At 60.2% G+C, this 21,675-nt stretch carries 22 protein-coding genes and 1 pseudogene; 13 read left to right on the forward strand and 10 right to left on the reverse strand.

The features are described 5' to 3' along the window. The first annotated feature begins 24 nt into the window (after window positions 1–24). From FBY04_RS10255 to phnN, 9 genes are all read left to right on the forward strand, one after another. Window positions 25–780: a heme ABC transporter permease gene (locus FBY04_RS10255; RefSeq protein ID WP_084320587.1), complete on the forward strand. Its 756-nt coding sequence runs from the start codon at window positions 25–27 to the stop codon at window positions 778–780. After that, the gene (ccmD, locus tag FBY04_RS10260) at window positions 777–953 is read left to right on the forward strand and encodes a heme exporter protein CcmD (RefSeq protein WP_017337208.1); all 177 of its coding nucleotides are present in this window, start codon (window positions 777–779) and stop codon (window positions 951–953) included. The genes FBY04_RS10255 and ccmD overlap by 4 nt, the downstream gene beginning before the upstream one ends. Beyond that, window positions 950–1,405 (forward strand): cytochrome c maturation protein CcmE, encoded by a 456-nt coding sequence (ccmE, locus tag FBY04_RS10265; protein ID WP_008026817.1) that lies wholly within the window; start codon window positions 950–952, stop codon window positions 1,403–1,405. The genes ccmD and ccmE overlap by 4 nt, the downstream gene beginning before the upstream one ends. Window positions 1,406–1,408: 3 nt before the next feature. After that, on the forward strand, window positions 1,409–3,412 hold the full coding sequence (locus tag FBY04_RS10270) for a heme lyase CcmF/NrfE family subunit (protein WP_145315146.1): 2,004 nt from the start codon (window positions 1,409–1,411) through the stop codon (window positions 3,410–3,412). Continuing rightward, window positions 3,409–3,945 (forward strand): DsbE family thiol:disulfide interchange protein, encoded by a 537-nt coding sequence (locus tag FBY04_RS10275; protein WP_145315147.1) that lies wholly within the window; start codon window positions 3,409–3,411, stop codon window positions 3,943–3,945. Before FBY04_RS10270 ends, FBY04_RS10275 begins: the two co-directional genes overlap by 4 nt. Further along, window positions 3,942–4,415: a cytochrome c-type biogenesis protein gene (locus tag FBY04_RS10280; protein ID WP_017337212.1), complete on the forward strand. Its 474-nt coding sequence runs from the start codon at window positions 3,942–3,944 to the stop codon at window positions 4,413–4,415. Before FBY04_RS10275 ends, FBY04_RS10280 begins: the two co-directional genes overlap by 4 nt. Next, window positions 4,408–5,607: a c-type cytochrome biogenesis protein CcmI gene (gene ccmI, locus FBY04_RS10285; RefSeq protein WP_084320590.1), complete on the forward strand. Its 1,200-nt coding sequence runs from the start codon at window positions 4,408–4,410 to the stop codon at window positions 5,605–5,607. The genes FBY04_RS10280 and ccmI overlap by 8 nt, the downstream gene beginning before the upstream one ends. A gap of 15 nt (window positions 5,608–5,622) precedes the next feature. Beyond that, window positions 5,623–6,027: a hypothetical protein gene (locus FBY04_RS10290; protein WP_084320591.1), complete on the forward strand. Its 405-nt coding sequence runs from the start codon at window positions 5,623–5,625 to the stop codon at window positions 6,025–6,027. A gap of 82 nt (window positions 6,028–6,109) precedes the next feature. Then, on the forward strand, window positions 6,110–6,676 hold the full coding sequence (gene phnN, locus FBY04_RS10295; protein ID WP_145315148.1) for a phosphonate metabolism protein/1,5-bisphosphokinase (PRPP-forming) PhnN: 567 nt from the start codon (window positions 6,110–6,112) through the stop codon (window positions 6,674–6,676). Between the two features lie 95 nt (window positions 6,677–6,771). On the opposite strand, the gene FBY04_RS10300 is transcribed toward phnN, so the two are convergent. Continuing rightward, window positions 6,772–7,977, reverse strand: a complete 1,206-nt coding sequence (locus FBY04_RS10300) for an MFS transporter (protein WP_145315149.1) — start codon at window positions 7,975–7,977, stop codon at window positions 6,772–6,774. A 229-nt stretch (window positions 7,978–8,206) separates the two neighbouring features. On the opposite strand from FBY04_RS10300, the gene FBY04_RS10305 reads away from it, so the two are divergent. Further along, on the forward strand, window positions 8,207–8,836 hold the full coding sequence (locus FBY04_RS10305; protein ID WP_178118271.1) for a hypothetical protein: 630 nt from the start codon (window positions 8,207–8,209) through the stop codon (window positions 8,834–8,836). Between the two features lie 174 nt (window positions 8,837–9,010). Here the strand turns inward: FBY04_RS10305 and FBY04_RS10310 are convergent, their stop codons facing one another. The 8 genes from FBY04_RS10310 to gcl all read right to left on the reverse strand — a co-directional run bounded on the left by FBY04_RS10310 (window position 9,011) and on the right by gcl (window position 18,716). Continuing rightward, window positions 9,011–10,009, reverse strand: coding sequence for a sulfate ABC transporter substrate-binding protein (locus FBY04_RS10310; protein ID WP_084320594.1), 999 nt, complete (start codon window positions 10,007–10,009; stop codon window positions 9,011–9,013). Between the two features lie 195 nt (window positions 10,010–10,204). Further along, complete coding sequence (locus tag FBY04_RS10315) at window positions 10,205–11,029, reverse strand: ion transporter (RefSeq protein WP_145315150.1); 825 nt, start codon at window positions 11,027–11,029, stop codon at window positions 10,205–10,207. Between the two features lie 21 nt (window positions 11,030–11,050). Beyond that, entirely contained in the window at window positions 11,051–11,965 is a 915-nt protein-coding gene (locus FBY04_RS10320; RefSeq protein ID WP_145315151.1) for an urea transporter, read from the reverse strand. 189 nt (window positions 11,966–12,154) lie between these two features. After that, window positions 12,155–13,570, reverse strand: a complete 1,416-nt coding sequence (gene pyk / locus FBY04_RS10325; RefSeq protein WP_084320597.1) for a pyruvate kinase — start codon at window positions 13,568–13,570, stop codon at window positions 12,155–12,157. Beyond that, complete coding sequence (locus tag FBY04_RS10330) at window positions 13,560–14,840, reverse strand: glycerate kinase (protein ID WP_145315152.1); 1,281 nt, start codon at window positions 14,838–14,840, stop codon at window positions 13,560–13,562. The genes pyk and FBY04_RS10330 overlap by 11 nt, the downstream gene beginning before the upstream one ends. A gap of 142 nt (window positions 14,841–14,982) precedes the next feature. Beyond that, window positions 14,983–15,873 (reverse strand): 2-hydroxy-3-oxopropionate reductase, encoded by an 891-nt coding sequence (locus FBY04_RS10335; RefSeq protein WP_084320599.1) that lies wholly within the window; start codon window positions 15,871–15,873, stop codon window positions 14,983–14,985. Window positions 15,874–16,021: 148 nt separating this feature from the next. After that, window positions 16,022–16,804 (reverse strand): hydroxypyruvate isomerase, encoded by a 783-nt coding sequence (gene hyi, locus FBY04_RS10340; protein ID WP_145315153.1) that lies wholly within the window; start codon window positions 16,802–16,804, stop codon window positions 16,022–16,024. 136 nt (window positions 16,805–16,940) lie between these two features. Further along, complete coding sequence (gene gcl, locus FBY04_RS10345) at window positions 16,941–18,716, reverse strand: glyoxylate carboligase (protein ID WP_084320601.1); 1,776 nt, start codon at window positions 18,714–18,716, stop codon at window positions 16,941–16,943. 267 nt (window positions 18,717–18,983) lie between these two features. Between gcl and FBY04_RS10350 the strand changes: the two genes are divergently transcribed. Together FBY04_RS10350 and FBY04_RS10355 are read left to right on the forward strand one after the other, a co-directional pair. Next, window positions 18,984–19,424: a heme-binding protein gene (locus FBY04_RS10350; protein ID WP_145315154.1), complete on the forward strand. Its 441-nt coding sequence runs from the start codon at window positions 18,984–18,986 to the stop codon at window positions 19,422–19,424. Between the two features lie 196 nt (window positions 19,425–19,620). Next, complete coding sequence (locus tag FBY04_RS10355; RefSeq protein WP_145315155.1) at window positions 19,621–20,079, forward strand: transposase; 459 nt, start codon at window positions 19,621–19,623, stop codon at window positions 20,077–20,079. A 110-nt stretch (window positions 20,080–20,189) separates the two neighbouring features. Here FBY04_RS10355 and FBY04_RS10360 read toward each other — a convergent pair whose 3' ends face one another. Next, window positions 20,190–20,798 (reverse strand): TetR/AcrR family transcriptional regulator, encoded by a 609-nt coding sequence (locus FBY04_RS10360; protein WP_008026771.1) that lies wholly within the window; start codon window positions 20,796–20,798, stop codon window positions 20,190–20,192. A 134-nt stretch (window positions 20,799–20,932) separates the two neighbouring features. On the opposite strand from FBY04_RS10360, the pseudogene FBY04_RS10365 reads away from it, so the two are divergent. Then, window positions 20,933–21,391: pseudogene (locus FBY04_RS10365) on the forward strand (DUF808 family protein); the annotation flags it as partial. Between the last annotated feature and the right edge of the window lie 284 nt (window positions 21,392–21,675).

The following is a 21,675-nucleotide window of genomic DNA, read 5'->3' on the forward strand; positions in this document are numbered from 1 at the left end:
GTAGCAACCGTGATGGAAACTGCAATGAACTGGACCTGGTTTCATAAGCTCGGCTCACCCAAATGGTTTTACGGTATCAGCGGCAAACTGCTGCCGTGGCTCAGCATCGCCGCATTGCTGCTGATCGGCATCGGTGTCGTTTGGGGCCTGGCCTTCGCGCCGCCTGACTACCAGCAAGGCAACAGCTTTCGCATTATCTATATCCACGTTCCGGCCGCCATGCTGGCGCAGTCCATCTACGTGATGCTGGCGGTGTGCGGGATCGTCGGGCTGGTCTGGAAGATGAAACTGGCCGACGTCGCCCTGCAATGCGCAGCGCCGATTGGTGCCTGGATGACCGCCGTGGCGCTGGTCACCGGCGCGATCTGGGGCAAGCCGACCTGGGGTTCGTGGTGGGTCTGGGATGCGCGACTAACGTCCATGCTTATTCTGCTGTTTCTGTACTTCGGTCTTATTGCGCTGGGCAACGCCATCAGCAATCGTGACAGCGCGGCCAAGGCCTGCGCGGTTCTGGCGATTGTCGGCGTGATCAACATCCCGATCATCAAGTACTCGGTGGAGTGGTGGAACACCCTGCACCAGGGCGCGACCTTCACCCTCACCGAAAAACCGGCAATGCCCGCCGAGATGTGGTTGCCACTGCTGCTGACGGCGCTGGGTTTCTACTGTTTCTTCGGCGCAGTATTGCTGCTGCGCATGCGCCTTGAAGTGCTCAAGCGCGAAGCCCGCGCCAGTTGGGTAAAGGCAGAAGTGCAGAACAGTCTGGAGGCCGCTCGATGAGTTTTGCTTCATTCGGCGACTTCCTCGCCATGGGTCATCATGGCCTGTATGTCTGGTCAGCCTATGGCATCTGCCTGGTGGTGCTGGCCCTCAACGTGGCGGCGCCGGTCCTGGCCCGCAAGCGGTATCTGCAACAAGAGGCGCGTCGTCTGCGCCGGGAGAACGGCAAGTGAATCCGCTGCGCAAAAAGCGTCTTATCATCATTCTCGCGATCCTGGTCGGTGTCGGCGCTGCCGTTGGCCTGGCCCTGAGCGCCCTGCAGCAGAACATCAATCTGTTTTACACACCGACGCAAATCGCCAATGGCGAAGCGCCCCAAGATACGCGCATTCGTGCAGGCGGCATGGTCGAGAAAGGTTCGCTGCAACGTTCCGGCGATTCGCTGGACGTGAAATTCATCGTCACTGACTTCAACAAGTCCGTCACCATCAGCTACCGCGGCATCCTCCCGGACCTGTTCCGCGAAGGGCAGGGCATCGTCGCCCTGGGCAAGCTCAACGCCGACGGCGTGGTGGTGGCTGACGAAGTGCTGGCCAAGCACGATGAGAAATACATGCCGCCGGAAGTGACCAAGGCTTTGAAAGACAGTGGTCAATCTGCTCCAACGCCCGCGAAGGAGGGTTGATCGATGACATCTGCACTTTATAGTTCAGGGCTGTTTATCCCCGAACTCGGCCATCTGGCCATGATTCTGGCGTTGTGTTTCGCGCTGGTTCAGGCCGTGGTGCCGTTGCTGGGTGCCTGGCGCGGTGACCGCTTGTGGATGAGTCTGGCCCAGCCGGCCGCCTGGGGGCAGTTCGCGTTTCTGCTGTTCGCTTTCGGTTGCCTGACCTACGCGTTCATGGCTGACGATTTCTCCGTCGCCTACGTCGCCAGCAACTCCAACAGCGCCTTGCCGTGGTACTACAAGTTCAGTGCGGTGTGGGGCGCGCACGAAGGTTCGTTGCTGCTGTGGGCGTTGATCCTCGGCGGCTGGACCTTCGCGGTGTCGGTGTTCTCCCGGCAGTTGCCGCAAGTGATGCTGGCCCGCGTGCTGGCGGTGATGGGCATGATTAGCACCGGTTTCCTGCTGTTCCTGATCCTCACCTCGAACCCGTTCGCCCGCATCCTGCCGCAAATTCCAGCAGACGGTCGTGACCTCAACCCGCTGCTGCAAGACATCGGCCTGATCGTCCACCCGCCGATGCTGTACATGGGCTATGTCGGATTCTCCGTGGCGTTCGCGTTTGCCATTGCCGCATTGCTCGGCGGCCGTCTTGATGCGGCGTGGGCGCGCTGGTCGCGTCCATGGACCATCGTCGCCTGGGCCTTCCTCGGCATCGGCATCACCCTCGGTTCGTGGTGGGCTTACTACGAACTCGGCTGGGGTGGCTGGTGGTTCTGGGACCCGGTGGAAAACGCCTCGTTCATGCCTTGGCTGGTGGGCACTGCGCTGATCCACTCGTTGGCGGTCACGGAAAAACGTGGCGTGTTCAAGAGCTGGACCGTGTTGCTGGCCATTGCTGCGTTCTCGTTGAGCTTGCTCGGGACTTTCCTCGTGCGTTCCGGCGTGTTGACCTCGGTTCACGCCTTTGCCTCCGATCCGGAGCGCGGCGTGTTCATCCTGATCTTCCTGCTGTTCGTGGTCGGCGGTTCGCTGACGTTGTTTGCCCTGCGTGCGCCGGTGGTGAAGAGCCATGTCGGCTTCAACCTCTGGTCCCGGGAAACCCTGCTGCTGGGCAACAACCTGGTGCTGGTGGTGGCGGCTTCGATGATTTTGCTCGGCACCTTGTATCCGCTGATCCTCGATGCGATGACCGGTGCCAAGCTGTCGGTCGGCCCGCCGTATTTCAACGCGCTGTTCATTCCGTTGATGGCGTTGCTGATGGTGGTGATGGCGGTCGGCATGCTGGTGCGCTGGAAAGACACCCCGGTCAAATGGCTGATGAGCATGCTGACCCCGGTGTTGCTCGGCAGCGCCGCGTTGGCGGTGGTGGCCGGTGTCGCTTACGGCGATTTCAACTGGGCGGTGATCGCGACCTTCATGCTCGCGGCCTGGGTGTTGCTGGCCGGCGTGCGCGACATTTTCGACAAGACGCGCCACAAAGGCTTGATCAAAGGCCTGCCGACCCTGACCCGCAGCTATTGGGGCATGCAAGTTGCGCATTTGGGCATTGCCGTGTGCGCCCTCGGTGTCGTGTTGTCGAGCCAGAACAGTGCCGAACGCGACCTGCGCCTGGCGCCGGGCGAATCCATGGCCCTGGGCGGTTACCAGTTCGTGTTCGAAGGCGCCAAGCACTTCGAAGGCCCGAACTTCACCTCCGACAAGGGCACCGTGCGGGTGATCCGCGACGGCAAGGAAATCAGCGTGCTGCACCCGGAAAAACGTCTGTACACCGTGCAGAACTCGGTGATGACCGAAGCGGGGATCGACGCCGGTTTTACCCGTGACCTCTATGTCGCCCTCGGCGAACCACTGGGCGAAGGCGCCTGGGCCGTGCGCGTACACGTCAAACCGTTCGTGCGCTGGATCTGGTTCGGCGGTTTGCTCACGGGGCTCGGCGGGTTGTTGGCCGCGATGGACCGGCGTTATCGGGTCAAGGTGAAAAGCCGCGTGCGTGAAGCACTGGGCATGACGGGAGCGACGGCATGAGGCGTTGGTTGATGCTGTTGCCGCTGGTGATTTTTCTGGTGGTCGCTGTGTTTCTTTATCGCGGGTTATACCTGGCCCCGGCCGAGCTGCCTTCGGCAATGATCGGCAAGCCGTTCCCGGAGTTTTCACTGCCCGCGGTGCAGGGCGACAAGACCCTGACCAAAGCTGACATTGTGGGTAAACCGGCACTGGTCAACGTCTGGGGCACCTGGTGCATTTCCTGCCGGGTCGAGCACCCGGTGCTGAACAAACTGGCGGAGAAGGGCGTCGTGATCTACGGCATCAACTACAAGGACGTCAACGCCGACGCCTTGAAGTGGCTGGCCGAGTTCCACAACCCGTATCAACTGGACATCCGTGACGACGAGGGCACGCTGGGCCTGAACCTCGGTGTGTACGGCGCTCCGGAAACTTTCTTCATCGATGCCAAAGGCATCATCCGCGACAAGTTCGTCGGCGTGATCGACGAACAGGTCTGGCGAGAAAAACTGGCGGCCAAGTATCAGGCGCTGGTCGATGAGGCCAAGCCATGAAGCGCTGGATAGCCGCTGTTGTACTGGGCTTGAGCATGGCCGGCGTCGCACACGCCGCCATCGACACTTACGAGTTTGCCAAGGAAGGTGATCGCGAGCGTTTTCGCGAGCTGACCAAAGAGCTGCGTTGCCCCAAGTGCCAGAACCAGGACATCGCCGATTCCAACGCACCGATCGCCGCCGACCTGCGCAAAGAGATTTTCCGCATGTTGGGCGAGGGCAAGGACAATCAGCAGATCATCGATTTCATGGTCGATCGCTACGGTGATTTTGTCCGCTACAAGCCTGCTCTGAACGCCAAGACTGCCTTGCTCTGGTTCGGCCCGGCCGGCCTGTTGCTGGGCGGTTTTGTGATCATCGCCGTGATCGTCCGCCGTCGTCGCGTGCAACGTGCCGACAGCCCGGACGCGCTTTCTGCCGAGGAGCGCGAGCGCCTCGACCACCTGTTGGATAAAACCAAGAATGATTGATTTCTGGCTCGCTGCAGGTCTGCTGCTTCTGGTAGCCCTGAGTTTTCTGCTGATCCCTGTTCTGCGTGGCCGCCGCGCTCAGTTGGAAGAGGATCGTACGGCCCTGAACGTCGCGCTGTATCAGGAGCGCGTGGCTGAGTTGCAAACCGAGCAGGAAGAGGGCGTGCTCAACGTTGCTCAACTGGAAACCGGTCGCGCCGAAGCGGCCCGTGAGTTGCTCGCCGACACTGAAGGCGTTGATGCACCGCGCGTGGCGCGGCTGGGCAAACCGTTGCCGCTGCTGGCGGCGATTCTGGTGCCGGTGTTGGGGCTTGGTCTCTACCTGCATTTCGGGGCGAGCGACAAGGTCGAGCTGACCCGCGAATTCTCTCAGGCGCCACAGTCGATGGAAGAGATGACCCGTCGCCTGGAGCGCGCCGTCGCGGCTCAACCTGATTCAGCAGAAGGCCTGTACTTCCTCGGTCGGACCTACATGGCGCAGGATCGTCCTGGCGATGCGGCGAAGATCTTCGAACGCACGGTGAACCTGGCGGGTCGTCAGCCGGAATTGCTGGGCCAGTGGGCGCAGGCTCAGTACTTCGCCGACGGCAAGAAGTGGTCGGACAAGGTTCAGGCACTCACCGACGAAGCGTTGAAAGCCGATCCGAAGGAAGTCACCAGCCTTGGCCTGCTTGGCATTGCCGCGTTTGAGAGCGCGCGTTATCAGGACGCCATCGACTACTGGAATCGCCTGCTGGCGCAACTGCCACCAGACGACAACTCCCGGGCCGCGCTGCAAGGCGGTATTGCCCGCGCCACCGAAAAACTCGAAGCCAGCGGCGGCAAGGTCGCCCAGGCGCCTGCGGTCAAATCGGCGTTGCTCAAAGTCAGCGTCGACCTGGCACCAGCGCTCAAAGCCAAGGTTCAGCCGGGGGACAGCGTGTTCATCTTCGCTCGCGCCACCAATGGCCCGCCGGCGCCACTGGCCGCCAAACGCCTGACCGTGGCTGACTTGCCGGCAACTGTCGAACTGGGCGATGCTGACGCAATGATGCCGCAGTTGAAACTGTCGAACTTCCCTGAAGTCCAACTGGTTGCGCGCATCTCCCGTGCTGGTCAACCGACCGCCGGCGAATGGATCGGTCGCAGCCAGCCGATGGCCAGCAGCACCACCGCGCCGCAAAAACTGACCATCGACAGTCCGGATAAATAACAGGAAAACGCAACTATGACCGCTATCGCTCGTATCACCCTGCTCAGCCTTGTTCTGGGGTTAAGCGCGTGTGCGGTCCAGCGGCCGGAGCCGACGTCGTTGCCGCCGATTCCGCCCTCGCAGCCCAAGCCCACACCGTCTACCTCGCCCACCCCGAGCAAGCCGAGCATTCCGGCCAAGCCTGCGAAACCGCTGCCACGTACCTCCGCCAGCTTTGCGCCGCCACCGGGTGGCAACAGCCATTGGGATCCCAAGCTTGGTGTTTATGTGCTGGATGACCAGACCAATACCTTCTACCGCCAGCGCACGTATTACCGCTTCAACAATGGCTGGAGTCGGTCGATCAGTCCGAACGGACCTTGGGAAGAGACGGATATCCATGGCGTGCCGGGTGGGCTGGGACGGCAATTCGGGCAGTAACGAAAAGGCGACCCTTCGGGGGTCGCCTTTTTTGTGGGGCTGTGGTCCGGCAAGTATGGCGACAAGCGAAGAGGATGTTTTGATGTCCGGCAGGTTGATCTATCTCATCGGGCCTTCAGGTTCGGGCAAGGACAGTCTGCTGGATGCCGCACGAACGCGGTTGGCCGAACGCGGCTGTCGTATCGTGCGGCGGGTTATCACGCGCTCTGCGGAAGCGGTCGGGGAGGCGGCGCAGGGCGTCAGCGAGCAGCAGTTCGCCGAGATGCAGGCTCAGGGTGCATTTGCCCTCAGCTGGCAGGCTCATGGCCTGGCTTATGGCATCCCGCGGGAAATCGACGAGTGGCTGGCGGCGGGGGGCGACGTACTGGTCAACGGTTCGCGCGCGCATCTGCCGCAAACCCGTGAACGTTATCCGGACGTGTGGGTGGTGTTGCTGACCGTGAACCAGCCGGTGTTGCGCCAGCGCCTGTTGGCGCGCGGACGTGAGTCGGAGGCCGAGATCGATCAGCGGCTTGCGCGTAATGCCCGTTTCAATGAGCGCCTGTTGGCGGAGGACTCGAGCGTGCATGTGCTCGACAACTCAGGGCTGCTGGAGCACACCGTCGAGCACTTGCTGGCCTGCGTCGGCGAACCCGGCTCATGTGCCTGACCTTGTAGCGCAGCGGCGCTTCCCCAGCCCTGGCACTCGCCATCTGCCCGATAAGAAACACCGCCGGCAGGTCCTGATTCGGCAGCGACGAGGTGTTAAGCCGTTGCGAGCGAAGCCTTCTGCGAAACGCTCAAGAACCGCAACAACGCCAACAGTGGAAACGCGCTGCCCACAATCACGGTCCACATCCAGCCGCCGTGCTCATACACCGCACTGGCGACCGAGGAGCCAAACGCGCCGCCGATGAAAATGCTGGTCATGTACAGCGCATTCAGGCGGCTGCGGCTTTTGGCGTCGAGGGCATAGACCGCGCGTTGGCCAAGGACCATGTTCATTTGTACGCAGAAATCGAGCACCACGCCGGTGACGGCGAGGCCGATGACACTGTAGGCCGGATGGATGAACGCCGGCAGGAAGCTCAGGCTGGCGAACAGCAGTGCCAGCAGTGAAGCGATGCGGGTGTGGCCGGCGTCAGCCAGTCGACCGGCGATCGGTGCGGCGATCGCGCCGATGGCTCCAACCAGGGCGAAGATCGCGATCCGGGTTTGCGACAGGCCGTGATTGCGTGCCAGTTCCAGTGGCACGGCTGTCCAGAACAGGCTGAACGTGGCGAACATGCAACCCTGGTAAAACGCGCGCTGACGCAGTACCGGTTGTTGGCGCAACAGCGTCCACAGCGAGCCCAACAATTGGCCATAAGAGGCGCTGTGATCCGGCTGGCGCTTGGGAATCGTCACGGCCAGCACAATGCTGATCGCCGCCATCAATACGGCGGCGATCACGAACATCGCGCGCCAGCCAAAGTGATCAGCCACAACGCTGGACACCGGCCGCGCCAACAGAATTCCCAGCAGCAAGCCGCCCATGATTCCACCGACCACCCGGCCGCGGGTTTCTTCCGGCGCCAGGTGCGCGGCCAGTGGAATCAGGATCTGCACCGACACCGAGCTGAAACCCACCAGCAACGAGATCAACAGAAACACGTTGGGTTGATCTGTAAACGCTGCGCCCAACAAACTGGCAATCGCCACCAGGGTGGTGATGATCATCAACCGACGGTTTTCCAGCAGATCCCCCAGCGGCACCAGGAAGAACAGGCCCAATGCGTAACCAATCTGGGTCAGCGAAACGATCAGGCTGGCCATGGTGCTGGTCAGGCCAATGTCCGGCGCGATCAAGCCGATGATCGGCTGGGCGTAGTAGATGTTGGCAACGATGGCGCCACAGCAAAAGGCGAACAGCAGCACCATGCCTTTGGTCATTGTCGTGGCGCCGTGAGGTGCCTGATTCGCTGGGTTCATAACGTGTCTCGCTGAGCAAAATGGAATGCGCGCAGGCTAAGCGGCTGGCCGGAACGGCGGAAGTGGGATTGGAGTGATAGCAATCATTCCATTGCGGAATGAGTGACGCCGGCGTGTGCCGATGAATCTGCGCCAGGATTTCAAAGTCTGATGATACATTCACTTACATCTTGTTCGATAGCGTGCTTATGTTCTCTCTTCACGATTCATAACCGGAAGGGCACTTTTCATGAACGCGATGTTCCGCCACCTGATTCGCGGCGCTTCAGTTATCAGCTTGATTGGCTTGTTCACGGCAAGTCTCGCCCAGGCGGCCGACGCGCCGGGCATGCGCATCGGTGTACGCGGCGAGATCACCGGGGGGAGCCCCGACATCTTGAAAGTCCACGTCAATACTGGCGAAAACGTGGTCATCAATCTGACCAAGGACACCAAAATCCGCGCTGTAACCCTGGCCAATATCGAAGACATCAAGCCGGGCAGTTACATTGGCTCGGCGGCCATTGCGCAGGAAGACGGTTCGCTCAAAGCACTGGAGGTCCATGTTTTCCCACCGGAGCTGGCCGGCAGCGGTGATGGCCATCGGCCTTTCGATCTGGTCAAGGGCAGCAGCATGACCAATGGCAGCGTCGGCGACCTGGTGGTGAGCAATAGCCGCGTGCTGACCGTCAACTACAAGGGGGGTCAGCAGAAGATTCTGGTGCCGGAGGATGTGCCGATTGTGAACCTGCTGCCAGGGGACCGCCGCTTGCTGAAAGTGGGCGTGAAGATCGTGACGTTCGTGACGCAGAGTGCCGACGGGACGCTGACGGCGCAGTCGATTTCGGCCGGCAAGGATGGCGTGACCCCACCGATGTAACTGCGCTCGCGAGACTACTGTAGGAGCAGAGCTTGCTCGCGATGGCGGTAGAACATTCAGCATTGATGTGAGAGACAGACCGCTATCGCGAGCAAGCTTGGCTCCTACAGGTTCTCGGTGTTTTTCAGTAAAAAAGGCGACCTTCTCAGGTCGCCTTTTTCATTGGCTCAGGCATTACTGACCGCTGTAAATCTGATCAAAAATCCCGCCATCATTGAAGTGAGTCTTCTGCACGGTGCGCCAGTCACCAAAGGTCTTCTCCACCGAGAGGAAATCCACTGTCGGGAAGCGATCGTTGTACTTGGCCAGTACGGCCGGATCACGTGGACGCAGGTAGTTGGCGGCGGCAATTTCCTGACCTTCCGGCGACCACAGGTACTTCAGGTATTCCTCGGCGGCAGCGCGGGTGCCTTTCTTCTCGACTACTTTGTCGACCACAGACACCGGCGGCTCCGCTTCGGCGGAGACACTTGGGTAGATGACTTCGAACTGGTCACGGCCAAACTCGCGGGCAATCATTTCCGCTTCGTTTTCGAAGGTCACCAGCACGTCGCCGATCTGGTTGGTCATGAACGTGGTGGTGGCGGCACGGCCACCGGTATCGAGCACTGGCGCTTGTTTGAACAGTTTGCCGACGAAGGCTTTGGCCTTGTTCTCGTCACCGCCGTTTTTCAGCACATAACCCCAGGCCGACAGATAGGTGTAGCGGCCGTTGCCCGAGGTTTTCGGGTTCGGCACGATCACTTGCACGCCGTCCTTGAGCAGATCAGGCCAGTCTTTCAGCGCTTTCGGGTTGCCTTTGCGAACGATGAACACAGTGGCCGACGTGAACGGCGCGCTGTTGTTCGGCAGGCGGGTGACCCAGTTGTCCGGGACCAGTTTGCCGTTGTCCGCCAGAGCGTTGATGTCGGTAGCCATGTTCATGGTGATGACGTCAGCCGGCAGGCCGTCGATCACGGAGCGCGCCTGTTTGCTGGAACCGCCGAAGGACATCTGCAGGGTGATGTTTTCGTTGTGCTCGGCTTGCCAGTGTTTCTGGAAGGCCGCGTTGTAGTCCTTGTAGAAATCGCGCATCACGTCGTAGGAAACGTTGAGCAGGGTCGGTGCGGCCTGAGCCACGCTGGTCAGTGCCAGGCCAGCGGCCAGAAGTGAGGCGCCAAAGAGTTTTTTCACTGCGCATTCCTTGTTCTATTTGTAGGAACTGCCGAAGGCTGTGGTCTTTTGAACTTTAAGAGCCACATCAAAAGATCGCAGCCTTCGGCAGCTTCTACGGGTTAGTTGTTACTCATTAAAAGAGGGGTTGCTACTGTTTTGCCAGCGACTATAACTGTGCTCGCATAGTCCTTTAAAGATTAAAAAGCACTTTGCTTATTCCACTTTCTTGAATAGAGCATTGCCGCACCGCGAGCAAAATGCAGCGCCGTGCTCGTGGCTGTTTTTTTTGCACACCGGGCAGTCGTGTTGCAACTGTTCGCCGCGCATGGCGTTGGCCAGCTCGGCGGTGAAAATCCCCGTCGGCACTGCAATGATCGAGTAACCGGTGATCATCACCAGCGACGAAATCACCTGACCCAGCGGCGTCTTGGGCACGATGTCGCCAAAGCCTACGGTAGTCAGCGTCACGATCGCCCAGTAGATACCTTTCGGAATGCTGGTAAAGCCGTGATCCGGGCCTTCGATCACGTACATCAGTGTGCCGAACACGGTCACCAATGTGCAGACGCTGACCAGAAACACCACGATCTTCTGCTTGCTGCCGCGCAGCGCCGACATCAGATAATTGGCTTGTTTCAGATAAGGACTGAGCTTGAGCACGCGAAAAATCCGCAGCATTCGAATGATCCGGATAATCAGCAAATACTGCGCATCGGCGTAATACAGCGCCAGGATACCGGGCACGATCGCCAGCAAATCCACCAGGCCGTAAAAGCTGAACGCGTAACGCAGTGGCTTCGGCGAACAATAGAGGCGCAGGCCATATTCGATGGCGAAGATGACGGTGAAGCCCCACTCGATGTACGCCAGCACGTTGGCGTAGTTCTTGTGGATCGTGTCGATGCTGTCGAGCATCACGATGACGATGCTGGCGAGGATGATCAACAGCAGAATGCCGTCGAAGCGCCGTCCGGCCTTGGTGTCGCTCTGGAAAACCATGACGTAAAGGTCTTCACGCCAGTTTTTGCTGCTGTCCATGGAAAACGCCTGAATCGAGAATCAGCGCAGCCTAGGGTGATTCTCCCCGATAGCGCAAGGCGCGTGGTCGACGGCGGCCTGGCGCAGCACCCGAATGCCGGCGCGGATCAGCCAGCAGGCGAGGATGAACGGCGCGGTCAACGTGGCCAGACCGAGCGCGGCGAAGCCCGGTGTGAACAATACGGCAAGTCCAATGCCCAGCAGTGGCAGCCAGGGCCGGCGGCGTTGTCCGCTGAAGGCGAGGGCGGCGAGCACGGCGTTATAACCGCCCAGCCCCAGCAGCGCGATTGAGGTTTCGTGCTGCAGCAAGGCGAACGCGAGTCCGGCAATGGAGCCCAGCAGTGCCCACAAAAAAGCGCGTCGGTCGGCGATCAGCAAGCCGACGGCGATCAGTGCACCCGCCAACGGATGACCGAGAAACATCACCTGACCGAGCCCCTTCAACGGGGCGGCGAACAGGTTGAGCGTGTTCATGTCGATCAGTGGCGCGGGGTGTTGCGGCCCGGTAAACGACAGCAGCAACCAGCTCATGCCGACGAAGGGCGCGGTGTAGGCCGGCAGGCAATGATGGTCGCGGGCGCGTTTCAACCATTGCTGGGTGAGCATGGCACTCAGTCCGCCAGCGGCAATGATCAGCGGCGGCAGCAGCGCCGACCAAGGGAAATACAGGCTCAGCAGCAAGCCGAGCAGAACGCCGTTGTAACTGAACAGCCCGGCCTGACGGTCGGCCTTGGCGTAGTTGCGACGTTGCGCGGTGAGCAAACCGGCGAGGCCGCCCAGCAGGGCACCGCCGAGCAGGGTTGGCGCGGTAAAGAGGATCGCCAACAGGCACAGCAGGCCGCACAGCGGATGGCGCTGGAGGAAGATCTGGCTGAAACCGTTGAGCAGGGCTGTCGCCCAATCGGGGCAGTGGGTGTTGAAGTGGTTGGCAGGCATGATGAAATCTAGGGCAGTGGGAAAAACCAAGGTCTTGCATAAACCCTGTGGTGAGGGAGCTTGCTCCCGCTGGGCTGCGTAGCAGCCCCAATTCGGCGAATGCGGTCTTTCTGTTGGAACCGTCATGCCAAAGCGACGACTGCTACGCAGCCGAGCGGGAGCAAGCTCCCTCGCCACAAGTAATGTTGCTTAAATCAACGTCTCGATACGCAACGAGTTAGTCGACCCAGGCTGCCCAAACGGCACACCCGCCGTGATCAATAACGTGTCCCCGCGCTGCGCCATGCCCTGTGCCTGCGCAATCTCCAACGCCGTCGAGCACACTTCATCCACCTGCCGCAGTCGATCATTCACCACCGAGTGCACGCCCCAGGCCACCGTCAAGCGGCGAGCCGTCTGCAGGTTCGGCGTCAGGTTCAGAATCGGCACAGTCGGCCGTTCACGCGCCGCACGCAGACTCGACGCACCCGACTCGCTGTAATTCACCAGCACCGCCACCGGCAGCACGTTGCTGATGCGACGAATCGCGCAACTGATCGCATCGGAAACCGTCGCCTCAGCCTTCGGCCGGCTGACGTCCAGTTGCGTCTGATAGTCCGGGCCGTTTTCCACTTGGCGGATGATCTTGCTCATCATCTGCACGGCTTCCATCGGGTACTCGCCGGACGCGGTTTCCGCCGACAGCATCACCGCATCAGCACCTTCGGCCACGGCGTTGGCCACATCGGTGACTTCGGCGCGGGTCGGCGCCGGGGAGAAGCGCATCGACTCGAGCATCTGCGTCGCCACCACCACCGGTTTGCCCAGTTCGCGGCAAATGCTGATGATGTTTTTCTGAATCTGCGGCACGCTTTCGGCCGGTACTTCGACGCCGAGGTCGCCACGGGCAACCATGATCGCGTCGCTCAGTTCAGCGATTTCCCGCAGTTGAGTGACCGCCGACGGCTTCTCGATCTTGGCCATCAAAAACGCTTTGTCACCGATCAGTTCACGGGCTTCGCGAATGTCTTCCGGACGTTGCACGAACGACAGCGCGACCCAGTCCACACCCAGTTCCAGACCGAAACTCAAGTCGCGACGATCCTTGGCGGTCAGCGGGCTCAGTTCCAGCACCGCTTGCGGCACGTTCACCCCTTTGCGATCCGACAACTCACCGCCATTGAGCACCGTGGTGTCGATGGCATCGGCGTACTTGGTGACCACCCGCAGACGCAGTTTGCCGTCGTCCAGCAGCAGATCCATTCCCGGCTCCAGCGCGGCGATGATTTCCGGGTGTGGCAGGTTGACCCGGCGTTGATCGCCCGGCGTCGGGTCCAGGTCCAGGCGCAGCGCTTGACCACGATGCAGTTGCACCTTGCCTTCGGCGAACTTGCCGACCCGCAGTTTCGGGCCTTGCAGGTCCATCAGAATGCCAAGGGGGTAATTCAGCTGACGCTCGACTTCACGGATCCACTGATAGCGCTGGGCGTGGTCAGCGTGATCGCCGTGGCTGAAGTTCAGGCGGAAGATGTTGACCCCGGCCTGTACCAGCTCGCGGATGTCTTCGAGGCCATCGGTGGCCGGGCCGAGGGTGGCGAGGATTTTGACCTTTTTATCAGGCGTCATGTTTAGGGCTCTCGAGAATCAGAATGGCGCGGAAGTCGTTGACGTTGGTGCGGGTCGGCTCGGTGACGATCAGTGCGTCCAGCGCCGCGAAATAGCCGTAGCCATTGTTGTTGTCGAGTTCGTCGCTGGCGCTCAACCCGAGGGCGGCGGCGCGGACGTAGCTCTCCGGGGTCATGATTGCGCCGGCGTTGTCTTCGGAACCGTCGATGCCATCGGTGTCGCCGGCCAGCGCGTAGACGCCGGGCAGGCCTTTGAGGCTGTCGGTCAGGCTGAGCAGGAATTCGGCGTTACGCCCGCCCCGGCCATTGCCGCGCACGGTGACCGTGGTTTCGCCGCCCGAGAGGATCACGCACGGCGCCGGCAATGGCTGGCCATGCAAAACCACTTGCCGCGCGATGCCGGCGTGAACCTTGGCGACTTCGCGGGACTCGCCTTCCAGGTCGCCGAGGATCAATGGGCTGAAGCCGGCCTGACGCGCTTTCACCGCGGCCGCTTCAAGCGACTGCTGTGGACGGGCGATCAACTGGAAATGACTGCGCGCCAGGCTCGGATCGCCGGGTTTGACCGTCTCCGATTCCGGGCTTTGCAGCCAGTTGCGTACGGACGCCGGGATATCGATGCCATAGCGTTTGAGGATTGCCAGCGCGTCGCCGGAGGTGCTCGGATCGGCCACGGTAGGGCCGGAGGCGATGACCGTGGCGAGGTCGCCCGGCACGTCGGAAATCGCATAGGTATAAACAGTGGCCGGCCAGCAGGCTTTGCCGAGGCGACCGCCCTTGATCGCCGAAAGGTGTTTGCGTACGCAGTTCATCTCGCCGATGGTCGCGCCGGATTTGAGCAGGGCTTTGTTGATCGATTGTTTGTCGGCGAGGGTGATGCCGGCAGCTGGAAGTGCGAGCAGCGCAGAACCACCGCCCGAAAGGAGGAAGATCACGCGGTCGTCTTCAGTCAGGTGGCTGACCAGTTCAAAGACACGCTTGGCGACCGCTTGGCCGGCAGCATCCGGCACCGGGTGCGCTGCTTCGACCACTTCGATTTTTTCGCACGGGGCGCCGTGACCGTAACGCGTCACCACCAGACCGGACACTTCACCCTGCCAGCAACGCTCGACCACCTGGGCCATGGCGGCTGCGGCTTTACCGGCACCGATGACGATCACCCGACCGCTGCGATCGGTGGGCAAATAAGCTTCGAGGACGTGCTGCGGATGGGCCGCGTCGATGGCTGTGGCGAACAGCTCGCGCAGGAATTGTTGCGGATCGACCGACATGGCGGGCTCCCGGAATTCTTGTTATTTGAAGGGCAACTCGATCCTGTAGGAGCCGGTTTGCTGGCGATTGCATCAATGCGGTGTGCATAGCAGACCGTGTCGCCTGAATCGCCAGCAAGCCGACTCCTACAGGTGTATGGCGTTACTTATCGCGAATCGAGAAATTCGCCATGTGTTCCAGACCCTTGATCAGCGCCGAGTGATCCCAGTTGCTGCCACCGATGGCCGCGCAGGTGCTGAACACTTGCTGGGCGTTGGCAGTGTTCGGCAGGTTGATGTTCAGCTCTTTGGCGCCTTGCAGGGCCAGGTTCAGGTCCTTCTGGTGCAGGCTGATGCGGAAGCCCGGGTCGAAGGTGCCTTTGATCATGCGCTCGCCGTGCACTTCAAGGATCTTCGACGAAGCGAAACCGCCCATCAGCGCTTCACGGACCTTGGCCGGATCGGCACCGTTTTTCGAGGCGAACAACAGCGCTTCGGCCACGGCCTGAATGTTCAGCGCAACGATGATCTGGTTCGCCACTTTCGCGGTTTGCCCGTCGCCATTGCCACCGACCAAGGTGATGTTTTTGCCCATGGCCTGGAACAGCGGCAGGGCGCGCTCGAAGGCGTCGGCATCGCCGCCGACCATGATGCTCAGGGTCGCAGCCTTGGCACCGACTTCGCCGCCGGACACGGGCGCGTCGAGGTACTGCGCACCTTTTTCGTTGATTTTGGACGCGAAGGCTTTGGTGGCGGTGGGCGAGATCGAGCTCATGTCGATGACGATTTTGCCTTTGCCCACACCGGCTGCGATACCGTCGGCGCGGAACAGTACGTCATCGACCTGCGGGGTATCCGGCACCATGACGATGATGAACTCGGCTTCCTGGGCAACTTCTTTCGGGTTCGCCAGCGCGACGGCGCCACCGGCAACGAGGTCGGCAGGGGCGGCGTCGTGATGCGCCGACAGGAACAGGCTGTGACCGGCTTTCTGCAGGTTCAACGCCATTGGGTGGCCCATGATGCCGGTGCCGATAAATCCGATTTTAGCCATGTGAAAATCCTCTTGTTTTTATTGCTGCTGCAAACAAATTGGGACTGCTTCTGTAGGAGTCGGCTTGCTGGCGATCCAGGCGATGCGGTCTGTCATAGACACCGCAGTGATGCCATCGCCAGCAAGCCGGCTCCTGCAAGGATTTGCGTTAGATCGCGTTGTGGGTTTTCAGCCAGCCCAGACCCGCTTCCGTGGTGGTCAGCGGCTTGTATTCACAGCCAACCCAACCCTGATAACCGATGCGGTCCAGGTGTTCGAACAGGAAGCGGTAGTTGATTTCCCCGGTGCCCGGTTCGTTGCGCCCGGGGTTGTCGGCCAACTGGATGTGGTTGATCTCGCCCAGGTGCGCGGCCATGGTGCGGGCCAGGTCACCCTCCATGATTTGCATGTGGTAGATGTCGTATTGCAGGAACAGGTTGGCACTGCCGACCTGCTCGCGAATCGACAGGGCTTGCGCCGTGTTGTTCAGATAGAAACCCGGGATGTCGCGGGTGTTGATCGCTTCCATCACCAGTTTGATGCCCGCCGCTTGCAGCTTGTCGGCCGCATACTTGAGGTTGGCGACGAAGGTTTTTTCCACGGTGACATCGTCGACGCCCTGTGGACGAATACCGGCCAGGCAGTTGACCTGGGTGTTGCCCAGCACTTGCGCGTAGGCAATCGCAAGATCGACACCGGCGCGAAATTCTTCGACCCGGTCCGGCAGGCACGCGATACCGCGCTCGCCCTTGGCCCAGTCACCGGCCGGCAGGTTGAACAACACCTGGGTCAGGCCGTTGGCGTCGAGCCTGGCTTTGATTTCGGCGGAGCTGAAGTCGTAAGGGAACAGATATTCCACGCCAGTGAAGCCGGCCTTGGCGGCCGCTTCGAAACGGGCGAGAAACTCCTGCTCGGTGAACAGCATGGACAGGTTGGCTGCGAAACGCGGCATGGTGGTCTCCCGTATATGTGTGAGGTCCGTCTGTAGGAACCGGCTTGCTGGCGATGGCGGTTTATCAATCGACATTGATGTGGCTGATACATTGCTATCGCCAGCAAGCCGGCTCCTACAGGGGCGTGATCAATCGTTAATCGAGCAACGAAATCGCCGTTGGCGCATCGTTGCCGACCAGCGCCAGGTCTTCGAATTCGTTGACGGCGTTGATCTCGGTGCCCATGGAAATGTTGGTCACGCGCTCCAGGATAATCTCGACGATCACCGGCACCTTGAACTCCTCGATCAGTTCCTGAGCCTTGCGCAGGGCAGGCTGGATCTGAGCCGGTTCGAACACTCGCAGTGCCTTGCAGCCGAGGCCCTCGGCGACCGCCACGTGATCGACACCGTAACCGTTGAGTTCCGGAGCGTTCAGGTTATCGAAGGACAGCTGTACGCAGTAGTCCATGTCGAAACCGCGCTGGGCCTGACGAATCAGCCCCAGGTACGAATTGTTTACCACAACGTGGATGTACGGCAGCTTGAACTGCGCGCCTACGGCCAGTTCTTCGATCATGAACTGGAAATCATAGTCGCCCGACAGTGCCACGACCTTGCGGGTCGGATCGGCCTTGACCACGCCCAATGCTGCAGGAATGGTCCAGCCCAACGGGCCGGCCTGACCGCAGTTGATCCAGTGACGCGGCTTGTAGACGTGCAGGAACTGCGCGCCGGCAATCTGCGACAGACCGATGGTGCTGACGTAGCAGGTGTCTTTGCCGAACACTTGGTTCATCTCTTCATACACGCGCTGCGGCTTGACCGGCACGTTGTCGAAGTGAGTCTTGCGCTGCAGGCTGGCTTTACGCTGCTGGCAGTCTTGCAGCCAGGCGCTGCGGTTTTTCAGTTTGCCGGCGGCCTGCCATTCGCGAGCGACTTCGATGAACACGGTCAGCGCGGCAGCGGCGTCGGACACGATGCCCAGGTCCGGGGTGAACACGCGGCCGATCTGAGTGCCTTCGATGTCGACGTGAATGAACTTGCGGCCTTCGGTGTACACGTCGACCGAACCGGTATGACGGTTGGCCCAACGGTTACCGATACCGAGTACCACGTCGGATTTCAGCATCGTGGCATTGCCGTAGCGGTGCGAGGTCTGCAAGCCGACCATGCCGACCATCAGCGGGTGATCGTCCGGAATGGTGCCCCAGCCCATCAGGGTCGGAATCACCGGGATACCGGTCAGCTCAGCGAACTCCACCAGCAAGTCGCTGGCATCGGCGTTGATGATGCCGCCACCGGCTACCAGCAATGGGCGTTCGGCCTGATCGAGCAGCGCCAGGGCTTTTTCCACTTGAACGCGGGTCGCGCTCGGCTTGGCCAATGGCAGCGGCTGGTAGGCATCGATGTCGAATTCGATTTCGGCCATCTGCACGTCGAACGGCAGGTCGATCAGCACTGGCCCCGGGCGACCGGAGCGCATTTCGAAGAACGCCTTCTGGAACGCGTAAGGCACCTGGCCCGGTTCCAGAACGGTGGTTGCCCACTTGGTCACTGGCTTGACGATGCTGGTGATGTCGACTGCCTGGAAGTCTTCCTTGTGCATCCGGGCGCGGGGTGCTTGCCCTGTGATGCACAGAATCGGGATCGAGTCGGCCGAGGCGCTGTAGAGCCCGGTGACCATGTCGGTACCGGCCGGGCCGGAAGTGCCGATGCACACGCCGATGTTGCCAGCCTTGGTGCGGGTGTAACCCTCGGCCATGTGCGAGGCGCCTTCAACGTGGCGAGCGAGGACGTGATCGATGCCACCGACCTTCTGCAAGGCGTTGTACAGCGGGTTGATCGCGGCGCCCGGGATGCCAAAAGCGGTATCGACCCCTTCACGGCGCATCACCAGAACGGCGGCTTCGATTGCTCTCATTTTGCTCATGGTTTTGTGCCTCTTACGTTTTGTAATTGTATACAAGTGGCTTTGCGCAGAGTGTATTCACGGCGGACGGCGCAGGTCAATCCATTTTCTCAAGCGACTGTTTCATTCGTCGGAAGCCTGTTCTGCTGTGGATTTTCGTCGCATGTGGCGCTTTTCGAGAATTATTGTATACAAAAATATAATTCATTGTGTTCTATTTGTTGCATCGGACTGCGGCACAAACGTGCAGTCCATCCGCTTTCCCTATAACAAAATGAGGACGGCACCATGAGCGCTTTAACCTTGAAAGTGGCAGTCAACCTGACCAGTCAGGCCATCTCCGCCGCGCGTGCTATTTCCGCGGCCCCGTTGACCATCGCCGTGCTGGATGCCGGCGGGCACCTGCTCTCGCTGCAACGCGAAGACGGTGCCAGCCTTCTGCGACCGCAAATCGCCATCGGCAAAGCCTGGGGCGCCATCGCCCTGGGCAAAGGCTCACGCCTGCTGGCGCTGGACGCCCAGCAACGCCCGGCATTTATTGCGGCGTTGAACAGTCTGGGGCAGGGCAGTGTGGTGCCGGCACCGGGCGGTGTGTTGATCCGTGATCAGGAGGGGAATGTGCTGGGAGCTGTGGGGATCAGCGGGGATTTGTCGGATATTGATGAGCAGTGTGCGATCAATGCGATCGAGGCGTTGGGGTTGCGGGCGGATGCGGGGGTTAGTGCCTAGGATCTTTATTGATTGATCTGCGCCTTCGCAAGCAAGCCGCTCCCACACTGGTTTCGTGTACGACGCAGATCCAGTGTGGGAGCGGGCTTGCTCGCGAAGGCGATCCCCCAGACACATCCAGCTAAAAGTCTGCCCCTCCGTCTTCAGTTCACTGACCTAGCCCTTCTCATGTATTCACAATGAGAGAGGCAAAGGAATGCCAGAGCTTTCAGCATCACACCGACTGCGCATCGGTCGGTTTGCCGAGCAAAACCGTATCTATCTTCTAACCGCCAATACCCTGAGACGCGAGCCTGTTTTCAGGGATTACACCTTGGGAAGATTGGTCGTACACCAATTCAACCAAGCACAGGCGCAAGGGTTTGCTGACTCCTTGGCCTTTGTTGTCATGCCCGATCATTTTCACTGGCTGATCCAATTGCAAAAAGGGTCACTGGGCCAGTTGATGTGTCAGACAAAATCACTGAGTACTCGAACAATCAATGCTGCGACGGGCAGGACGGGCAGCCTTTGGCAGCAGAGTTTTCATGATCATGCTTTGCGCCGTGAGGAGGATTTGGTGAAGCTTGCTCGGTATGTTGTCGCTAACCCATTGCGGGCGGGGCTGGTCGAAAAACTTGGCAACTATCCGTTGTGGGATGCGATTTGGGTTTGATCGTAGGACCGAGTCGCCTCCTTCGCGAGCAAGCCCGCTCCCACACTGGTTTCGTGTACGACGCAGATCCATTGTGGGAGCGGGCTTGCTCGCGAAGGAGGCAACTCGGTCTACCGATCTGGCTCACACCCCTTGAGCACCAACCGAATAATCGTCTGCGCCGCCGCCTCATAATCCTCTTCATCCAGCTTGGCCTTGCCGGTTATCGCAGTGATCTGCCAGTCAAAGTCGGCATAGGTCTGGGTCGCGGCCCAGATGCTGAACATCAGGTGGTTGGGGTCGATGGGGGCAATCTGGCCGCGGTCGATCCAGGTCTGGATGCAATCGATGTTGTGCTTGGCCTGGCTGTTCAGTTGTTCGACCAGGTCGGCGCTCAGGTGCGGAGCGCCGTGCATGATTTCGCTGGCGAACACCTTGGAGGCGAAGGGCAGGTCGCGGGAGATGCGGATTTTCGAGCGGATGTAGCCGCTCAGCACCTCGCTGGGCACACCGTCGGCGTTGAATGGTGTCGAGGCCTGCAGAATCGGCTCGATGATGCTTTCCAGAACCTCGCGGTAGAGGTTTTCCTTGGATTTGAAGTAGTAGTAGACGTTGGGCTTGGGCAATCCCGCCTTGGCTGCGATGTCACTGGTTTTGGTCGCAGCGAAGCCCTTGTCGGCAAATTCTTCACTGGCGGCACGCAGGATCAGTTCTTTGTTGCGCTCGCGGATAGTGCTCATAAACCAGGTGGTTCCTTGCCTGTTCTGGCGGTTGCGCATGGTAGCACCGGCCTCGCGCGGCGCTCAAGAATGCCCCATGCGGCGCTCAGCCACGCTATGCTGCGCAGCATTCATTAAAGAAGGACACCTGATTCATGGCAGGAAGCAGTTTACTGTTGCTGATCGACGACATTGCCGCGGTACTCGACGACGTGGCGTTGATGACCAAAATGGCCGCCAAGAAAACCGCCGGCGTGCTCGGTGACGACCTGGCGCTCAATGCCCAGCAGGTCAGTGGTGTGCGCGCCGAGCGGGAAATCCCGGTGGTTTGGGCGGTCGCCAAGGGGTCGTTTCTCAACAAACTGATCCTGGTGCCATCGGCGCTGGCGATCAGTGCGTTCATTCCGTGGCTGGTTACGCCGTTGCTGATGGTTGGCGGCGCCTACCTGTGTTTTGAAGGTTTCGAAAAACTCGCGCACAAGTTCCTGCACAGCAAGGCTGAAGACCAGGCCGAGCATGCGGAGCTGGTCGAAGCCGTGGCCGATCCGGCGGTCGACCTGGTGGCGTTCGAAAAGGACAAGATCAAGGGCGCCATCCGTACCGACTTCATTCTTTTAAACCACTAATTTTTTTTTGCACAGTATAAGGGGTAGCCCTATTTTTCAGTATTGTCAGTGCTAGCGAGGATGATGATTCTGCACAGTACGATTTGACATATCGTCGTGCCCACCCATACTGATTCAGGAGCAATCTGTAGGGGTTCATACGATGGATTTCTTCATGATTCAGCCGTCGCGCAATAGTGAATCGCCCCGGGTTTTCTAGACACTCTCCAGGCTCGCTGCGTAACGCTTTTCAAACTCTACCGGTGACAGCTGATTGTTGAAACTGTGACGTC

The sequence above is a fragment of the Pseudomonas sp. SJZ080 genome (assembly GCF_007828295.1).
Lineage (GTDB): Bacteria > Pseudomonadota > Gammaproteobacteria > Pseudomonadales > Pseudomonadaceae > Aquipseudomonas > Aquipseudomonas migulae_A.

Bases quoted from the DNA above. Each gene is read 5' to 3' on its own strand.
- FBY04_RS10255 (WP_084320587.1), top strand. From the start codon at position 25: ATGAACTGGACCTGGTTTCATAAGCTCGGCTCACCCAAATGGTTTTAC.
- ccmD (WP_017337208.1), top strand. From the start codon at position 777: ATGAGTTTTGCTTCATTCGGCGACTTCCTCGCCATGGGTCATCATGGC.
- FBY04_RS10270 (WP_145315146.1), top strand. From the start codon at position 1,409: ATGACATCTGCACTTTATAGTTCAGGGCTGTTTATCCCCGAACTCGGC.
- FBY04_RS10275 (WP_145315147.1), top strand. From the start codon at position 3,409: ATGAGGCGTTGGTTGATGCTGTTGCCGCTGGTGATTTTTCTGGTGGTC.
- FBY04_RS10280 (WP_017337212.1), top strand. From the start codon at position 3,942: ATGAAGCGCTGGATAGCCGCTGTTGTACTGGGCTTGAGCATGGCCGGC.
- ccmI (WP_084320590.1), top strand. From the start codon at position 4,408: ATGATTGATTTCTGGCTCGCTGCAGGTCTGCTGCTTCTGGTAGCCCTG.
- FBY04_RS10290 (WP_084320591.1), top strand. From the start codon at position 5,623: ATGACCGCTATCGCTCGTATCACCCTGCTCAGCCTTGTTCTGGGGTTA.
- phnN (WP_145315148.1), top strand. From the start codon at position 6,110: ATGTCCGGCAGGTTGATCTATCTCATCGGGCCTTCAGGTTCGGGCAAG.
- FBY04_RS10300 (WP_145315149.1), bottom strand. From the start codon at position 7,977: ATGAACCCAGCGAATCAGGCACCTCACGGCGCCACGACAATGACCAAA.
- FBY04_RS10305 (WP_178118271.1), top strand. From the start codon at position 8,207: ATGAACGCGATGTTCCGCCACCTGATTCGCGGCGCTTCAGTTATCAGC.
- FBY04_RS10315 (WP_145315150.1), bottom strand. From the start codon at position 11,029: ATGGACAGCAGCAAAAACTGGCGTGAAGACCTTTACGTCATGGTTTTC.
- FBY04_RS10320 (WP_145315151.1), bottom strand. From the start codon at position 11,965: ATGCCTGCCAACCACTTCAACACCCACTGCCCCGATTGGGCGACAGCC.
- pyk (WP_084320597.1), bottom strand. From the start codon at position 13,570: ATGACGCCTGATAAAAAGGTCAAAATCCTCGCCACCCTCGGCCCGGCC.
- FBY04_RS10330 (WP_145315152.1), bottom strand. From the start codon at position 14,840: ATGTCGGTCGATCCGCAACAATTCCTGCGCGAGCTGTTCGCCACAGCC.
- FBY04_RS10335 (WP_084320599.1), bottom strand. From the start codon at position 15,873: ATGGCTAAAATCGGATTTATCGGCACCGGCATCATGGGCCACCCAATG.
- hyi (WP_145315153.1), bottom strand. From the start codon at position 16,804: ATGCCGCGTTTCGCAGCCAACCTGTCCATGCTGTTCACCGAGCAGGAG.
- gcl (WP_084320601.1), bottom strand. From the start codon at position 18,716: ATGAGCAAAATGAGAGCAATCGAAGCCGCCGTTCTGGTGATGCGCCGT.
- FBY04_RS10350 (WP_145315154.1), top strand. From the start codon at position 18,984: ATGAGCGCTTTAACCTTGAAAGTGGCAGTCAACCTGACCAGTCAGGCC.
- FBY04_RS10355 (WP_145315155.1), top strand. From the start codon at position 19,621: ATGCCAGAGCTTTCAGCATCACACCGACTGCGCATCGGTCGGTTTGCC.
- FBY04_RS10360 (WP_008026771.1), bottom strand. From the start codon at position 20,798: ATGAGCACTATCCGCGAGCGCAACAAAGAACTGATCCTGCGTGCCGCC.